This is a genomic window from Streptomyces sp. NPDC037271, assembly GCF_055603605.1.
Genome location: NZ_JBVJVN010000030.1, coordinates 68,821 through 84,266 on the forward strand (window position 1 = coordinate 68,821; position 15,446 = coordinate 84,266).

Here is a 15,446-nt window from a genome sequence, read left to right on the forward strand (position 1 = left end):
GATCTTACGGACGCTTGCCTTCTTTTCTCGCAGGCTAGGACCGGGACCGGGGAGCGGGCATGCTCCATGTGGGCGTTGTCCGCGGAGTCCGTTGTCCGCGATGGACAGGTGGTGGACGGGGCGACATGTGGACACGTCGACGCGGACCCGGCCGCGTAAGCGGTGAACTCCCCCTGGGAGGGCGTTAGATTGGCTCGCTGATGGTGGATGGAACGGCTGGTCAGGGGGCAAGGGCGATGGACAGCGACGGGAACCGGGACGCGCGGGGTACGCATGCGAATCCTGTACCGCGTCCGGCGGGGCCGCCACAGGTGCCCGCCGTGCCGCCGCGGCCCAGCCGGGCACCGGGCGCGCCACCGGTGCCGGGACAGCCACCCCGCTCCCCGTCGACCGTCGCCGCCTGGCTCGACGAGGCGCGGCCGGCCGCCCGGACCGGGATCTGGCGGTACGGCTACCGCCCGCCCAAGGAGACCGCGGAGAAGATCGCCCCGGTGACGGTCGCCGGCATGCTGGTCCCGCTCGCCCTGGCGATCGTGGTGTGGTCGCTGTGGCAGCGCGGCGTCACGTCGTACCAGTACTTCCTCCTGCGGCTGTTCACGCCGGACGACTGGTGGTGGGGCGGCACCCTGATGTCGCCCAAGGTGTTCGAGGGGCGGGAGGTGGCGGCCCCGGGGGCGGAGGCACTGGTGGTCTACGAGGGCCTCGCCTTCGTTCTGCTCGTACTCGCCGTGGCCGTGCTCGGCAGTTGGCGTGCCGTCGTCCGCCATTACGTGGCCCGCAGGCCTCAGCCCGCCCGCGCCCTGATCGCGGCCCTCCTCGCCCTCCTCGTCCTCAGCTTCGTCTTTCCCGACGCCTTCCCGGTCGTCGGGTGGGACGCGGTACCGGTCGTCGATCCGCTGCTCTCGCTGACCGTGCTGACCTTCGACGGCTACGGTCTGATGGCGTCCCGCCTCTACACGGACACCTTGTACGCGGTCGTCACACTGCTCGTGGTGTGGCCGTTCGCCCGCCTCGGCGGCTGGCTGCCGTACGCGCGCAAGCTGCTCGCCGCCCGCCGTGCGGACGTCCCCACCGGCGTCCCGGCACCCGTACGCCCCCGCTCCCAATGGCCCGCCCTGCGCGACATGGGCCGGCACGACGCCGCCGAACTGCTCACCGCCGAGGTCGCCGGCGGCCGCATGAACGACGTCGACTGCGCCCGCGTCGAGCACGCCCTCGCCGCCGCTCGGCGCGGCGCCACACTGGACGCCTTCCACGACACCGTCCTGCGCCAGGGCGGTGCGGCCTGGACCCACCCCTCCGGCGCCCGCGACCTGCCGCGCCGGGCCGCTCTCCACGACCTGCTCGCCGGGCAGGTGCGCATCGGCCGCTGGGCGGCGGCCGAACACGCCCCGCTGCCCTACCACGACGCCGGGGTGGCCCTCGGCCCGGACGTGCTCGGCACCTCGCTGCTCGCCGTCGGCCCTTCCGGGTCCGGCAAGACCCGCACCCTCGTCGAGCCGGTGACCGAGGCACTCGCGCTGCAGGCGCTCGCCGGGAGCTGTGCCGTGGTCGCCGTGTCCGCCCCGGGAAGCCGGATCGGCGCGGACGGCGCCTTCGACGTGATCGTACGGATCGGGGACCCGTCCTCGGTGCACGACCTCGACCCGTACGCCGAGACCGACGATCCGGACCAGGCGGCCGCGATCCTCGCCGAGGCCCTGGTGGGCGACCTCGACACGGTCGGCGCGCAGCGCGCCGCCACCGCCCTGGCGCAGCTGCTCGGCCCGTTCCGGACGGTGCACGGCCGCTTCCCTTCCCTGCCGGAGCTGTACGCGCTGCTGGAGGACGAGGAGGGGGCGCTGACCCGGCTGGGGGAGGAGCTCGCCGCGAGTGGGAACGACGTCATGCGCCGAGAAGTCGATGCGCGTATCCGCCAGACGGGCACGCCGGGCGACGCGGGCCGGGCTCTGGCCGACCGTCTGGCACTGCTGAACCGGCCGGTGTTCGCCGGCTTCCTCGGTGGCGGCGGTCCGGGCCGGTCGTTCTCCCTGCGTGCGGTCGCCCACCACCCCCTGCGGGTGCGGATCGATCTTCCGGAGCACGGTCACGACGAGGCCTGCCGACTGATCACCCGGCTGGTCCTCGCGCAGTTCCACGCCATCGTCCGGGAGGGCCGGCGCGAGCACTTCGCCTGCCTGGTCCTGGACGACGCGACGGGCGCGGTCACCCCGGAATCGGTGCGCCGCATCCAGCGACTGCGTTCGCAGAACGCGGGCGTGCTGCTCGCCCTGCGCACCATCGGGGACGTCCCCGAGGCGCTGCACGGCCCGCTCTACGGGGCGGTGGGCTGCCGCATGGCCTTCTGCGGCGTCTCCACCTGGGACGGCAGCCGGTTCGCGCAGACCTGGGGCACCGAGTGGGTGGAGACGACGGAGGTCGCCAAGCACACGGTCTTCGCCGACCAGCCGATGACCCGGTTCTTCCACGCCCTGCGCAAGCTGGTGACGGGCAAGGCGGTGACGACGGACGCGGTGACCGTGCGGCAGGTCGAACGCGAGCGCTGGTCGGCGTCCGAGCTGGCGCACGCCGTGCCCGCCGGACACGCGGTGCTGTCGCTGACGACCGTCGAGGGGGAGCACGCGCCGCCGCTGCTGGTGGACCTGCGCGGGTGACCTGTCCGGGGCGAGTGCCCGGGGACCGTACAGTGAGGCAGAATCGACACAGGTCGTTCATACGCCGCGGCCAAATGATCACCGATGCCGCACCCCTCCGACCCGATGCCTCCACCTCCGACCTCACACCTCGTACCTCGCGCCGCTGACGCAGATCCGAAGGCCCAGGCCCCATGCCCCCCACGCTCGCCTCCCTCGTCCACCACTCCGCGCTCAAGCTGACCGTGCGCGCGGGCGAGGACGGCCTCGACGTGCCGGTGCGCTGGGCGCACGTCAGTGAGCTCGCCGACCCCGTGCCCTACATGGAGGGCGGGGAACTGCTGCTGATCACCGCCCTCAAGCTGGACGCCGAGGACCCCGAGGCGATGCGGCGGTACGTGAAGCGGCTGGCGGGCGCCGGCGTGGTGGGGCTCGGGTTCGCCGTCGGGGTCAATTACGACGACATCCCCGAGGCACTGGTCGAAGCCGCGCGGCAGGAAGGACTGCCGCTGCTGGAGGTGCCGCGCCGCACCCCCTTCCTCGCCATCAGCAAGGCCGTGTCCGCCGCGATCGCCGCCGACCAGTACCGCGCGGTCACCGCGGGGTTCGCCGCCCAGCGCGAGCTGACCAGGCAGGCGCTGACCGACGGCCCGGAGGGCTTGCTGGCCGCGCTGGCCTCGCAGGTCGACGGCTGGGCGGCGCTGTACGACGCCTCGGGCGCCGTCGTCGCCGCCGCACCGGAGTGGGCGGGCCGCAGGGCCGCGCGGCTCACGGCGGACGTACAGCGGCTGCGTGAACGCCCCGCACCGGCCTCCTCCGTCGTCGGCGGAGCCGCGGAACACCCCGAGAGCGCCGACCGCGTCGAACTCCACTCCCTCGGCACCTCCCGCAGGCCCCGCTCCGCACTCGCCGTCGGCACGGCCGCCGCCCTCGGTACCGCCGAGCGGTACGCCGTGCACTCCGCCATCGCCCTGCTGACACTCACCACGGAACGCTCGCGTTCCCTGCACGAGGCCGAGCAACGCATAGACGCGGCGGTCCTGCGCATGCTGCTGGCCGGCGAACCCGACCACGCGCGCACGGTCGCCGGAGACCTGTACGGCGGCCTGCTGGACGCGCCCTTCCGGATGGTCGTCGCCGAGGCGGCGTCGGCGTCCGCCGCGCGCACGCACGCCGGCCCGCACGCGCGCGGGCCCGCCACCCGGCCCAGGCCCTCCGCCGCCGCGCTGGCCGCCGCCGACACCGACGGCGACCCGCTCGGCGCGCTCGCCGAGGTCGTGGAGTCGGCCGCCGCCCGTTCCGGGGAGTCGGTGCTGGTCGTACCGGAGGGAGAGCGACTGGTGGTGCTGGCCACGGACGGCGGCGCGGCCGTCGCCGCCTGCGTCGAGTACGCCTCGGCGCTGGAGACCGCCCACCCGGAGCCGATGCCGGGCGGCGACGAGGAGGGCCTGGTCGTCGGCCTGTCGGCGCCGTCCGGGCCCATCGCCGCGTCCGCCGCCTACAAGCAGGCCGAACAGGCCCTGTCGGTGGCCCGCCGACGCGGACGCGTCTGCGTGGAGCACGAGCACCTGGCGGCCGGATCGGTCCTTCCGCTCCTCGCCGACGACGCGGTGCGCGCCTTCGCCGACGGCCTGCTGCGGGCGCTGCGCGACCACGACGCCACCGGCCGGGGCGACCTGGTGGCCTCCCTGCGCGCCTGGCTCTCCCGCCACGGCCAGTGGGACGCGGCAGCGGCCGACCTCGGCGTCCACCGGCACACGCTGCGCTACCGGATGCGGCGGGTGGAGGAGATCCTGGGCCGTTCACTGGACGACCCGGACGTACGGATGGAGCTGTGGCTGGCGCTGAAGGCCACATCGTCGGACTGACAGCCCGTTGGCGGAAGGGACGGCGGGACGAAGGGACGGCGGGACGGCGAGGCGAAGGGACGGCGGGACGGCGAGGCGAAGGGCCGGCCGGACGGCGGGGCGAGAACCCCTCGACCACTCTCCACACATGGCCACAACGTCGAACCTCCCGTCTTCACCACTACGCCCCGGACAAGCGTCCCTCACCGCCCCCCGCCCTACCGTGGACCCGCAAGCCACGGAAACGTGCACACCCCCAACGCGGAAGGGCCGGGACTCGACAATGACTTCCACCCACGCCTTCTGGCTCGCCGGCCGCCAGGCCACCGGCGAGGCCACCTTCGACGTCACGTCCCCCTGGGACGGCAGCCTGGCCGGCACGGTGAGCGTGCCGACCGACGCCCAGGTCGAGGAGGCCGTGGCCGCCGCGTACGCCGTACGGGACGAGTTCGCCGCCACCCCCGCCCACGTCCGCGCCGCCGCGCTGGACCAGGTCAGCCGGCGCCTGGCCGAGCGCACCGAGGAGATCGCCCGCCTGATCTCGGCCGAGAACGGCAAGCCGGTCAAGTGGGCCCGCGGCGAGGTCGGCCGCGCGGTGTCCGTCTTCCGCTTCGCGGCCGAGGAGGCCCGCCGCTTCAACGGCGGCGAGGCCCAGCGCCTCGACACCGACGCCGGCGGCCAGGGCCGCCTCGCCCTCACGCGCCGCTTCCCGAAGGGCGTCGTCCTCGGCATCGCACCGTTCAACTTCCCGCTGAACCTGTGCGCCCACAAGATCGCCCCCGCGATCGCCGCGGGCGCGCCCATCATCCTCAAGCCCGCGCCCGCCACCCCCCTCTCCGGCCTGGTCCTCGGCGAGCTGCTCGCCGAGACCGACCTGCCCGCCGGCGCGTGGAGCATCCTGCCGGTCCCGAACGACCGCATGCCCGCCCTCGTCCAGGACGAGCGCCTGCCGGTCATCTCCTTCACCGGCTCCGAGACGGTCGGCTACGCGATCATGGACTCGGTCCCGCGCAAGCACTGCACCCTGGAGCTGGGCGGCAACGGCGCGGCCGTCGTCCTCGGCGACTGGGCGAGCGACGAGGACCTGGACCGGGCCGCGACCCGCATCGCGACCTTCTCCAACTACCAGGGCGGCCAGTCCTGCATCTCCGTGCAGCGCGTGATCGCCGACGCCGCCGTCTACGACCGTCTGCTGCCGCGCGTCGTCGCCGCCGTCGAGGCCCAGGTCACCGGCGACCCCAACGACGACGCGACGGACGTCGGCCCGCTGGTCAGCGAGGCCGCCGCCGAGCGCGTCGAGGCCTGGGTGCGGGAGGCCGTGGAGGCCGGCGCCACCCTCCACACCGGCGGCAAGCGCGACGGCGCCTCGTACGCGCCGACCGTCCTCACCGACCTCCCGGACGGCACCACCCTCGCCCGCGAGGAGGTCTTCGGCCCCGTCCTCAGCGTGCAGAAGGTGAACGGCGAGGCCGAGGCGTTCGCCGCCGTCAACGACTCCAAGTACGGCCTCCAGGCGGGCGTGTTCACCCACGACCTCCAGGCTGCCTTCCGCGCCCACCGCGCCCTGGAGGTCGGCGGCGTCGTCATCGGCGACGTCCCCTCCTACCGCGCCGACCAGATGCCGTACGGCGGCGCCAAGCAGTCCGGCGTGGGCCGCGAGGGCGTGAGGTTCGCGATGGACGACTACACGTACGAGCGGGTGCTGGTCCTGACGGGCCTCGCGCTCTGAGACACCCGAGAAGGCCGACGGCCCGAGCCCACTGTGCGGGGGCTCGGGCCGTCGGCGCGTACTCGCGCGTCGACCTGCCGACAGTCCCGGATCCGGCTGAAAGGCAACCGGTCGCGGGGCCTCGGTGGGGGACGCGGAGGGCCACTCCACTGGCGGCATGTCAGGCGGAGCTTGCGGCATGCCGGCGGAGCAGGGCAGTCCGGCAACGGTGTGCGTAACGCCGCTCAACCCACCAACGCGACCACCAGCCGGTTCATGGCCGGCCGTGGGTCGGGCGCACCCGGCCAGCCGGTCATCAGCAGGTGGTGGGCGGTCCCGACGACGGCGAGGGCCACGGTGTGCGGGTCGACGGTGGCCGGCAGCCGTCCGAGGTCCCGCTCCGCCTCCACGTAGTCGGCTATCGCCTCCTGGATCGCGGCGAAGCCGGGGCCGCCGTCCTCCATGGCCTCACGGACGCGCGACGCCGCGGCCGGACGCGTCATGGCCAGACCCGACAGGGCCGGGCCGCCCCGGTCGAAGAGCGAGAGCGCGACGGAGCCGAGATTCCCGGCCACCGTGCCCTGCCCGGCGAGTCCCCCCAGGGCCCGCGCCTTCGCCGCCGTGCGGGCGAAGCGGTCGAGGCAGAGCTCGGCCACGAACTCGTCGAGCCCGGTGAAGTGCGTGTGCAGCAACCCTTTGGCGCAGCCGGCCTCGGTGGTGACGGCCCGGCTCGTGAGCGCGCCGGGGCCCTCCCTCTCCACGATCCGTTCGGCGGCCGCGAACAGTCGCTCGCGCACGTCCGGCGTCGCCACTCCACGGGGTGACATGGGCCTCTCATCCTCCTGACGTTCGGCGCCGCGAGCGGCGCGACACCTCGGATCGTAAGGGGTTGTCAGTATGGGCGCACGCCCATACTGTTTGGGCGCAGGCCCATTCTTCTATTCTTCGTTCGCATCAGGAGGCACTCGTGTCCCAGATCGTCAACACCGAGCAGGCGCAGGCGTGGAACGGCCCCGAAGGTGCCCACTGGGCGCGCAACCAGGACCGGTGGAACGCCGTGAACGAAGGCTTCAACGAGCCGCTCCTCGACGCCGTCGGACTCACCGGGGACCACCGGACCCTCGACCTCGGCTGCGGTTCCGGGCAGACCACGCGTCTCGCCGCCCTCCGGGCCCCCCGGGGCAGCGCCCTGGGCCTCGACCTGTCCGGCCCCATGCTGGCCGAGGCACGGTCCCGGGCGGCGCGGGAGGGCATCACCAACGCCACCTTCGCGCAAGGCGACGCACAGGTGCACCCCTTCGAGCCGGGCGCGTTCGACGCGGCGATCAGCCGCTACGGGGTGATGTTCTTCGCCGACCCCGAAGCGGCCTTCCGCAACATCGGCCGGGCACTGCGACCCGGCGGCCGCCTGGCGTTCGTCTGCCCGGCCGAACCCTCGCTCAACGGCTGGGTGACGGCCATGACCGTCCTGCGCGACGTCCTGCCCCTCGGCGACTTCGACGCGCCGGGACTGCCCGGCATGTTCTCCCTGTCCTCCCCGGACCGGATCCGCGCCGTCCTCGCCGCCGCGGGATTCTCCGGCGTGGCCGTCGACCGGGTCGAGGCGTACGGGGCATGGGGTCGCGGAGCCGACGACGCGGCGGAGTTCCTGCTGAACACGGGGCCCGGCCGGCACTTCCTCGGCCAGGTCGACACGGCCGCACAGGGTCGTGCCCGCCACACGCTCACGGACCATCTGCGCGGCTACGGGGCGGCTGACGGCACGGTCCGGCTGCGCAGCACGTCCTGGCTGGTCACGGCGGACCGCCCGGTGGGCCCGGAAGCAGCGGGCTCGTAGGGGCGGCAGTGGTGGAGGGCGGCCGGTCCCGTGCGGCGACGGACGCGCCTCCTCCGAGAGTGGGGACGCCCGGGCAGCGGACTCGCGGCGGGGGAGGTGGTGGCGGTGAGGGCGAGCGGGAACGCGGCGACGTTCCGGGTAGAGGCCGTAGAGGCCGTAGAGGTCGTAGGGGGGGGGCGGCGAGTCGGGGGCCCGGCGCCGGTGGGTACCGGTGCCGGGCCCCTTCATCGTGCCGGCTTCCTCCGGACCCTCAGCCGGAGAAGCCGACGTGCGCGAGCCGCAGAGTGCCGCGCAGTCCGATGCGGAGATCGTGGACGCCCTCGGCGGTCAGCCGGGCACCCAGCTCCACGTAGTCGTACGGTCCTGAGGTGGGCGTCGTCGAAGACAGCACCGCCGATGCCGGGCCGCCGTCGAGGGCGATCTCCACGGTGCCCTCGCCGCCCGCCACCGTCACGGTCACGCCGGTGACGCCGGAACCGAAGTCGCAGTCGCGGAACAGCAGTTCGCCCGTCCGGCCCGCCATCGGCGTCACCGCTTCGCCCGCCGCCTTCGTCCGGTCGACGATCTCCGTGCCGCTCTGCTCGTCGAAGCCGGCCGCGTCGAGGCCGCGTTCGCGGACCGGGCGCGGCGCGGCGGGTTCGCCCTCCAGGGACACGGTCTCCGACAGGCGTACGTCCTCGCTGGACGCGCCCACCAGCAGGGCGTACGGGCCCGGCTCGAGCCGCCACCGGTCCTGCGCGACGTCCCAGAACGCGAACGCGGACAGCGGGACGTCGAAGGAGACCTCCGCCGTGGCGCCCGGGGCGAGGGTGAGCCGGCGGTGGGCCAGCAGTTCGCGGCGCGGACGCGGGACCGACGGGTCCTCGGCGCGGACGTAGAGCTGGGCCACCTCGTCGGCGGTGACGGCCCCCGTGTTGGTGACCGTGAAGGACACGGAGACCTTCCCGTCCTGGACCCGCGTCGCCAGGTCCGCGTACGAGAAGGACGCGTACGACAGGCCGTGCCCGAAGGGGAACAGCGGCGTCCCCTCGAAGTACAGATAGGTCTGGCGGCCGCCGATCACGTCGTAGTCGAGCAGATCGGGCAGGTCGGAGTCGTCGGCGTACCAGGTCTGCGGGAGCCGCCCGGCGGGGGAGACGTCACCGGCGAGGACCCGGGCCAGCGCGGTGCCGCCCGCCTGGCCGCCGTGCGCGGTCCACAGCACCGCCGGGAGCACCTCCGCGTCGACGGCGTACGGGTACGCGGACACCAGCGTCAGCACGGTGCTCGGGTTCGCGGCGCGGGCCGCGCGCAGCAGGCGTTCCTGGTGGGCGGGCAGCCGCAGCGTCGTACGGTCCTCGGTCTCCCGGCCGTTGATGTGCGGGTCGTTGCCCGCGACCACCACGACCACGTCCGCCTCGGCCGCCACCCGCGTCACCGCGTCCTCGCCGCGCTCGGCGACGACCAGCTCGAAGACCTCCGGGGCCTCGCCACTCGGGGAGGCGTCCGGGGCGGCAACCTTCACACCGTCGGCGGCGACCTGGACGTGACGACCCGTCCCCAGGTGCCGGAGGAGGTGCCCGTTCCCGTGCGGTTCCAGGCGGAACGTCTCCTGCACGACCCAGCCGCCGGGCTGGTCGGCGGAGGCGCGGAGGTAGCCGTCCTCGGCGACCGAGAGGTAGCGGCCGTCCGGCGCGCGCAGGGTGAGGACGCCCTCACCCCAGTCGACGAGCGCGAGTTCGCTGCCGGCCGCGTCGGTGGTGAGGGGCGGCAGGTCGGTGCGGCCGGCCAGCAGGGCCGGGTCGAGGGCGCCCTCGGTGCCGCGCGCCTCGCCGGGGGAGTCGTCGGACGGGGGCACGTACAGGAACGTACCGGCGGCCGTCTTCAGCCGGACCCGGTCCACGCCCTCCGCGAAGCTCACGCGTTCGGCGCCGAACCGCTCGTACAGGCCCTCCAGCGGAGTGGCACGGTGGATGAGCGTGCCGCTGTACCAGTCGAGCTTGCACTCGTCGGCGAGCAGACCGACGACGGCGACCCGGGTGCCGTCGGCCAGCGGCAGTACGCCGTCGTTCTTGAGCAGGACGACCGCCTGCTCGGCCGCCTCCAGCGCCAGCGCGCGGTGCTCCGGTGTGTCGAAGTCGGCGGCGGCGGTGTCCGCGGTGACGGCGTGCGGGTCGTGCTCCGGGTCGAACTCGCCGAGCCGGAAGCGGACCGACAGCTGCCGGCGCACGGCCGCGTCCACCTCGGCCTCGGTCAGCAGGCCCTGGTCGAGGGCGCCCCGGACCCGGGCGACGATCTTCGAGGAGTCCGTGCCGTGGTCGGTGAAGCTGTCCACCCCGGCCCGCAGCGCGGCGGCGGTCGCCTCCTCGTGGGTGTCGAAGTAGTGCTCGGAGTCGACCAGGTTGGAGGGGGCGCCCGCGTCCGAGCAGACCAGGAGGTCGTCCTGGGTCCAGGTGCGCAGATGGCTCCGCAGGTACGGGGAGACGTGGTTGGGGCGGCCGTTGACCAGGTTGTACGCCGGCATCACCCCGGCCACCGCGCCCGCCTCGACCGTCTCGCGGAAGGCACGCAGGTCGTACTCGTTCAGGACGCGCGGGCGGACGGACGACGAGCAGGTGTCCCGGTCGGTCTCGTTGTTGTGCGCGAGCCAGTGCTTGAGGACGGGCGCGGTGCGCCAGTACGTCGGATGTTCGCCGCGCAGGCCTCGGGTGTAGGCGGTGGCGATGGCCGAGGTGAGCCTCGGGTCCTCGGAATAGCCCTCCTCGTTGCGTCCCCACAACGGGTGGCGCAGCAGGTTCACGGTCGGGGACCAGACGTTGAGGCCGACGCGGTCGTCCCGGGCGCGCATCGCGCGGGCCTCCCTGGACACCGCGTCGCCGACCCGGCGCACCAGGTCGTCGTTCCAGGTCGCGCCGAGGCCGACGGCCTGCGGGAACACGGTCGCCGGGCCCATCCAGGCCACGCCGTGCAGGGCCTCCTGGCCGGTGCGGAAGGCGGCGATGCCGAGCCGTTCGACGGCCGGTGCGAACTGGTGCAGGAACGCGGTCTTCTCGTCGAGCGTGAGCCGCGACATCAGGTCGTCGACGCGCTTCGCGAACGGCAGGTGCGGATCACGGAAAGGCGGCGTGGGCGGCGTGGGTGCGGTCACGTGGAGTTCCCCTTGCGATGGAGCGGCGAGACGCTTTCGAAGCGCTTCGATGCTCATTGGCCCCAGGGGTGGGTGTCAAGACACTTCCGCACATCCCCTCCGACTTGTCATCGCAATCCAAGGGTCACATGACCCGGTTCGGCCACCCTCGCCCCACCGATACCTCGGAGGAATTCTGCAATCGACTCTTGTGCACCCCCAGGCGTTCACTTAACCTCGCAGCAACATCGAAGCGCTTCGACTAAGAGGCTCTGGCTCGGAAGTGCACCTGGGGGTGCGACGGAAGCCGGGCGTTCCTCCGACGACCGCTTCAGCTCAGCCAGTTCCACTCAAGACACCGCAGCCGACGGCCACCGCCGGGTGTCCTGGTGCGCCACGAAGGGTTGACGCAATGACGCCGAACGCCGCCTCCGGTCCCAGCCGGAGAAAGTTCCTCGCCTCCACGGCGGTAGCCACCGCAGCGGTGGCGGGAGGGATGCCGCTGCTCTCCGCGTGCGGCGGTGGGTCGGACGGAGGTTCGCGGGACGGCACCACGTCGGGCAAGGAAGCCAAGAAGCTGCTGCCGGCCTACGTGGCCAGCAACGTGGTCACCCCCGACATCCCCAGCAAGAACGGTTCCGCGGTCGGCTTCACCAGCAAGCTCGACCTCGCGGGCCTGAAGACCTCGGTGCCGGAGAAGCTCGGCAAGGGCGGCAGGGTCACCATCATGTCGCCGTTCTGGGGGTCCCCGCCGAAGGAGGACAACGCCTACTACAAGGCGATGAACGACCTCATCGGCGTCGACGTGGTCTGGCAGAACCAGGACGGCAACACCTACGACCAGAAGCTCGGCGCGGTCCTCGCCTCCAGCGAGGTGCCCGACGTGGTGGTCGTACCCGGCTGGAACATGACCGGCAAGATACCCAGCGCCATCATCGGCAAGTTCGCCGACCTCGGCCCCTACCTCTCCGGCGACGCGGTCAAGGACTTCCCCAACCTCGCGGCGATCCCCACCGACGCCTGGCAGCGCTCCATCTTCGGCGGCAAGCTGCGCGGCCTGCCGATGCCGTCCTCGTACGTGTCCGGCGTCGTGCCCCTGTACCGCCAGGACATCTTCGAGAAGGAGGGCTACGAAGTCCCCCGGTCCTGCGACGACTTCATGGCACTGGCCAAGGAGGCCACCAACGCGAAGGCCAAGCGCTGGGCCTGCCTGGACATGAAGTGGACCGCCATGAACGCCTTCGGCGTGCTCTCCGGCAACGAGAAGTCGCTCGGCTGGAACCAGGTCGACGGCAAGCTGGTCTACCGCATCGAGACCGACGAGTACCTGGAAGCCCTGGAGTGGACGCGCAAGCTGTTCGCCGCCGGCGTCGTGCACCCCGACGCCAAGCTGGGCAAGAGCAACGCCGCCGACCCCGGGCCCAAGTTCGCCGCCGGGGAGTTCCTCATCTACAACCAGGACATCTCCCAGTGGTGGAGCCGCACCGCCGAACAGGCCACCCAGAACCCCGGGTTCAAGGTCTGGGGCATGGACTTCTTCGGGCACGACGGCGGTGAGCCCACGCTGTGGGCGCAGAACCCGGCGAGCATCTTCGCCTTCGTCAACAAGAAGGCGTCCGAGTCCGTGATCCGCGACGTGCTGGCCGTCGCCAACGTCACCGCCGCGCCTTACGGCACCAAGGAGTACATGGCCACCAACTACGGCGTGGAGGGCACCCACTACACCGTCAAGGACGGCGTGCCCACCAAGACCGACCAGGGCAACATCGACGTGATGAACGCCTACGTGATGGTGGCGAGCCCCGCCGCGACCATCGCCCACCCCGACTTCCCCGAGGTCGCCAAGGGGCAGGTCGAGTGGCAGCAGCGGATGGGGGCCTTCACCAAGAAGCCCACGTTCTACGGCATGCAGATCACCGAGCCCGCCCGCTACACCAACCTCTCCAACGACTTCGAGCAGCTGGAGGACGACGTCATCCGCGGCCGCAAGTCGATCAGCGACGTGCAGCAGGCCGTCTCCGACTGGAAGAGCAAGGGCGGCGACAAGCTGCGCGACTGGTACAAGAAGCTGCTCGACGAGAACGGCACGGCGGCGAGCTGACCGGTACCGAGGCAAGGAGAACGGCCGTGTCCCACAACACGGTGCCCCGGACCAGAGCCGAGGCCGATGCGACGAAGAAGACCCCGGTGGCGTCCGACGACGCCGCCGGCTCCCGCGAGGCGAAGCCGCACACGGGGAAACTGAGCCTCAGGCTGAGGTTCCGGCGTGACCGCGTGCTGGTGCTGATGACACTGCCGGCCGTGCTGCTGGTGCTGCTCTTCAACTACGTGCCGATCCTCGGCAACGTCGTCGCCTTCCAGGAGTACGACCCCTACATCAGCGACAACGGGATCGTCTCCATCCTGCACAGCCCGTGGGTGGGCCTGGAGAACTTCCAGCGGATCTTCGAGGACTCGGCCTTCTGGAACTCGGTGCAGAACACCCTGCTGCTGTTCGTCCTCCAGCTGGTGCTGTACTTCCCGATCCCGATCCTGCTCGCGCTGCTCATCAACAGTGTGGTCCGGCCCCGGGTGCGGGCGATCTCGCAGGCCATCCTCTACCTGCCGCACTTCTTCTCGTGGGTGCTGGTCATCGCCGTCTTCCAGCAGCTGTTCGGCGGTGCCGGGCTGCTGTCCCAGCTGCTGCGCGACCACGGGTACGACGGGCTCAGCCTCATGACCGACCCGGACACCTTCAAGTTCCTGGTCACCGCGCAGAGCGTGTGGAAGGACGCCGGCTGGGGGATCATCGTCTTCCTCGCCGCGCTCGCCTCGGTCAGCCCCGACCTGTACGAGGCCGCCGCGATGGACGGCGCCAACCGCTGGCGCCGCATGTGGCACGTCACGCTGCCCGCGCTGCGCCCGGTCATCGCCCTGCTGCTGGTGCTGCGCGTCGGCGACGCCCTGACGGTCGGCTTCGAACAGATCCTGTTGCAACGCGACGCCGTCGGACCAGGGGCCGCGGAGGTCCTCGACACCTTCGTGTGGTGGAACGGCGTCCGCAACCAGGACTTCGGCTACGCGGCCGCCGCCGGTCTCGTCAAGGGCGTCATCAGCCTCGGACTGGTCCTGATAGCGAACAAGGTGGCCCACCTCATGGGCGAGCAGGGGGTGTACAAGAAGTGACCGCCGTTCAGGAAGTGACCGCCGCGATCGACAAGCCCGCGCGGAAGCCCAGCCGGTGGGCGGCCCCGCCCCGTCCGGTGTGGGAGGAGAAACCCAGCCGGGCCGGCCTCGCCGGCAAGGGGCTGGTCCTGCTGCTGGCCTGCCTGGCCATCCTGTTCCCGCTGTGGATCGTCGTCGTCACCAGCCTCTCCTCGCGCAAGGCCATCGACGAGGCCGGCGGGCTGGTGATGATCCCGACGGACATCACCTTCGTCGCCTACCAGGAACTGCTCAGCGGCGGCCAGGTCACCCGCGCCGCGCTCGTCAGTATCGGCATCACCCTCGTCGGCACCCTGTTCTCGATGGCGGTGTCGGTGCTGTGCGCCTACGGGCTGTCCCGCAGCGGCTCACTCGGCCACCGCTGGATCCTCATGGTGCTGCTGGCCACGATGTTCTTCAGCGCCGGTCTCATCCCCACCTACCTGCTGGTGCAGTCCCTGGGGCTGACGGACAGCTATCTCGCGCTGATCCTGCCCAGCGCGATCAGCGTCTTCAACATCCTGGTGCTGCGCGGCTTCTTCATGGGCATCTCCCAGGAGCTGATCGACAGCGCCCGCATCGACGGCGCCGGTGACCTGCGCATCCTGTGGCAGATCGTCCTGCCGCTCTCCCGCGCGGTCGTCGCGGTGATCACGCTGTTCTACGCAGTCGGCTACTGGAGCGCCTGGTTCAACGCCTCCCTGTACCTGAACGACCAGGACATGCTGCCCCTGCAGAACGTGATGATCCAGCTCGTGCAGAAGCAGGAGGCGCCGGTCGGCCTCGGCCAGGCGATCAAGACCGGTGAGCTCTCCGGCCTCGCCGTGCAGATGGCGGTGATGGTCATGGCCCTGCTGCCGGTGGCCGTGCTCTCGCCGTTCGTCCAGCGTCACTTCAAGAAGGGGATGCTGACCGGCGCCGTGAAGGGCTGACGCCCCTCGTGCCCGGTCCCGGCCCCGCCGTGGCCGTTCCCAGCCCCGTCGTGCCTGTTCCCAGCCCCGGGGGGGGGGGGGGGGGGGGGGGGGGGGGGGGGGGGGGGGGGGGGGGGGGGGGGGGGGGGGGGGGGGGGGGGGGGGGGGGGGAGAGGGAGGGGGGGGGGGGGGGGAGGGGGGGGGGAGAAAGAACGGGGAGC

Annotated in this window: 9 protein-coding genes; 7 read left to right on the forward strand and 2 right to left on the reverse strand. The window is 72.4% G+C overall.

The window, feature by feature from the left end; genetic code table 11:
• Positions 1 to 236 precede the first annotated feature (236 nt).
• From ACZ7G3_RS32540 to ACZ7G3_RS32550, 3 genes are all read left to right on the forward strand, one after another.
• On the forward strand, positions 237 to 2,654 hold the full coding sequence (locus ACZ7G3_RS32540) for a type IV secretory system conjugative DNA transfer family protein (RefSeq protein WP_470929988.1): 2,418 nt from the start codon (positions 237 to 239) through the stop codon (positions 2,652 to 2,654).
• A 173-nt stretch (positions 2,655 to 2,827) separates the two neighbouring features.
• Positions 2,828 to 4,501, forward strand: coding sequence for a PucR family transcriptional regulator (locus tag ACZ7G3_RS32545; protein WP_470929990.1), 1,674 nt, complete (start codon positions 2,828 to 2,830; stop codon positions 4,499 to 4,501).
• 262 nt (positions 4,502 to 4,763) lie between these two features.
• Positions 4,764 to 6,209, forward strand: coding sequence for an aldehyde dehydrogenase family protein (locus ACZ7G3_RS32550; RefSeq protein ID WP_470929992.1), 1,446 nt, complete (start codon positions 4,764 to 4,766; stop codon positions 6,207 to 6,209).
• Positions 6,210 to 6,433: 224 nt separating this feature from the next.
• Here the strand turns inward: ACZ7G3_RS32550 and ACZ7G3_RS32555 are convergent, their stop codons facing one another.
• A complete protein-coding gene (locus tag ACZ7G3_RS32555) occupies positions 6,434 to 7,015 on the reverse strand; it encodes a TetR/AcrR family transcriptional regulator (protein ID WP_470929994.1) in 582 nt (193 codons plus the stop codon).
• Positions 7,016 to 7,155: 140 nt separating this feature from the next.
• On the opposite strand from ACZ7G3_RS32555, the gene ACZ7G3_RS32560 reads away from it, so the two are divergent.
• Positions 7,156 to 8,025, forward strand: a complete 870-nt coding sequence (locus tag ACZ7G3_RS32560) for a class I SAM-dependent methyltransferase (RefSeq protein WP_426522004.1) — start codon at positions 7,156 to 7,158, stop codon at positions 8,023 to 8,025.
• Positions 8,026 to 8,275: 250 nt separating this feature from the next.
• Here the strand turns inward: ACZ7G3_RS32560 and ACZ7G3_RS32565 are convergent, their stop codons facing one another.
• Complete coding sequence (locus tag ACZ7G3_RS32565; protein ID WP_470929996.1) at positions 8,276 to 11,152, reverse strand: glycoside hydrolase family 3 C-terminal domain-containing protein; 2,877 nt, start codon at positions 11,150 to 11,152, stop codon at positions 8,276 to 8,278.
• A 391-nt stretch (positions 11,153 to 11,543) separates the two neighbouring features.
• On the opposite strand from ACZ7G3_RS32565, the gene ACZ7G3_RS32570 reads away from it, so the two are divergent.
• The 3 genes from ACZ7G3_RS32570 to ACZ7G3_RS32580 are packed head-to-tail and all read left to right on the forward strand — an operon-like array spanning position 11,544 to position 15,246.
• A complete protein-coding gene (locus tag ACZ7G3_RS32570) occupies positions 11,544 to 13,232 on the forward strand; it encodes an extracellular solute-binding protein (protein ID WP_470929998.1) in 1,689 nt (562 codons plus the stop codon).
• Between the two features lie 26 nt (positions 13,233 to 13,258).
• Entirely contained in the window at positions 13,259 to 14,296 is a 1,038-nt protein-coding gene (locus ACZ7G3_RS32575; RefSeq protein ID WP_426600135.1) for an ABC transporter permease, read from the forward strand.
• A gap of 14 nt (positions 14,297 to 14,310) precedes the next feature.
• On the forward strand, positions 14,311 to 15,246 hold the full coding sequence (locus ACZ7G3_RS32580) for a carbohydrate ABC transporter permease (protein ID WP_426600214.1): 936 nt from the start codon (positions 14,311 to 14,313) through the stop codon (positions 15,244 to 15,246).
• Positions 15,247 to 15,446 lie beyond the last annotated feature (200 nt).

Excerpts from the sequence above, each read along its gene's own strand:
- ACZ7G3_RS32540 (WP_470929988.1), top strand. The coding sequence starts at position 237 with ATGGACAGCGACGGGAACCGGGACGCGCGGGGTACGCATGCGAATCCT.
- ACZ7G3_RS32545 (WP_470929990.1), top strand. The coding sequence starts at position 2,828 with ATGCCCCCCACGCTCGCCTCCCTCGTCCACCACTCCGCGCTCAAGCTG.
- ACZ7G3_RS32550 (WP_470929992.1), top strand. The coding sequence starts at position 4,764 with ATGACTTCCACCCACGCCTTCTGGCTCGCCGGCCGCCAGGCCACCGGC.
- ACZ7G3_RS32555 (WP_470929994.1), bottom strand. The coding sequence starts at position 7,015 with ATGTCACCCCGTGGAGTGGCGACGCCGGACGTGCGCGAGCGACTGTTC.
- ACZ7G3_RS32570 (WP_470929998.1), top strand. The coding sequence starts at position 11,544 with ATGACGCCGAACGCCGCCTCCGGTCCCAGCCGGAGAAAGTTCCTCGCC.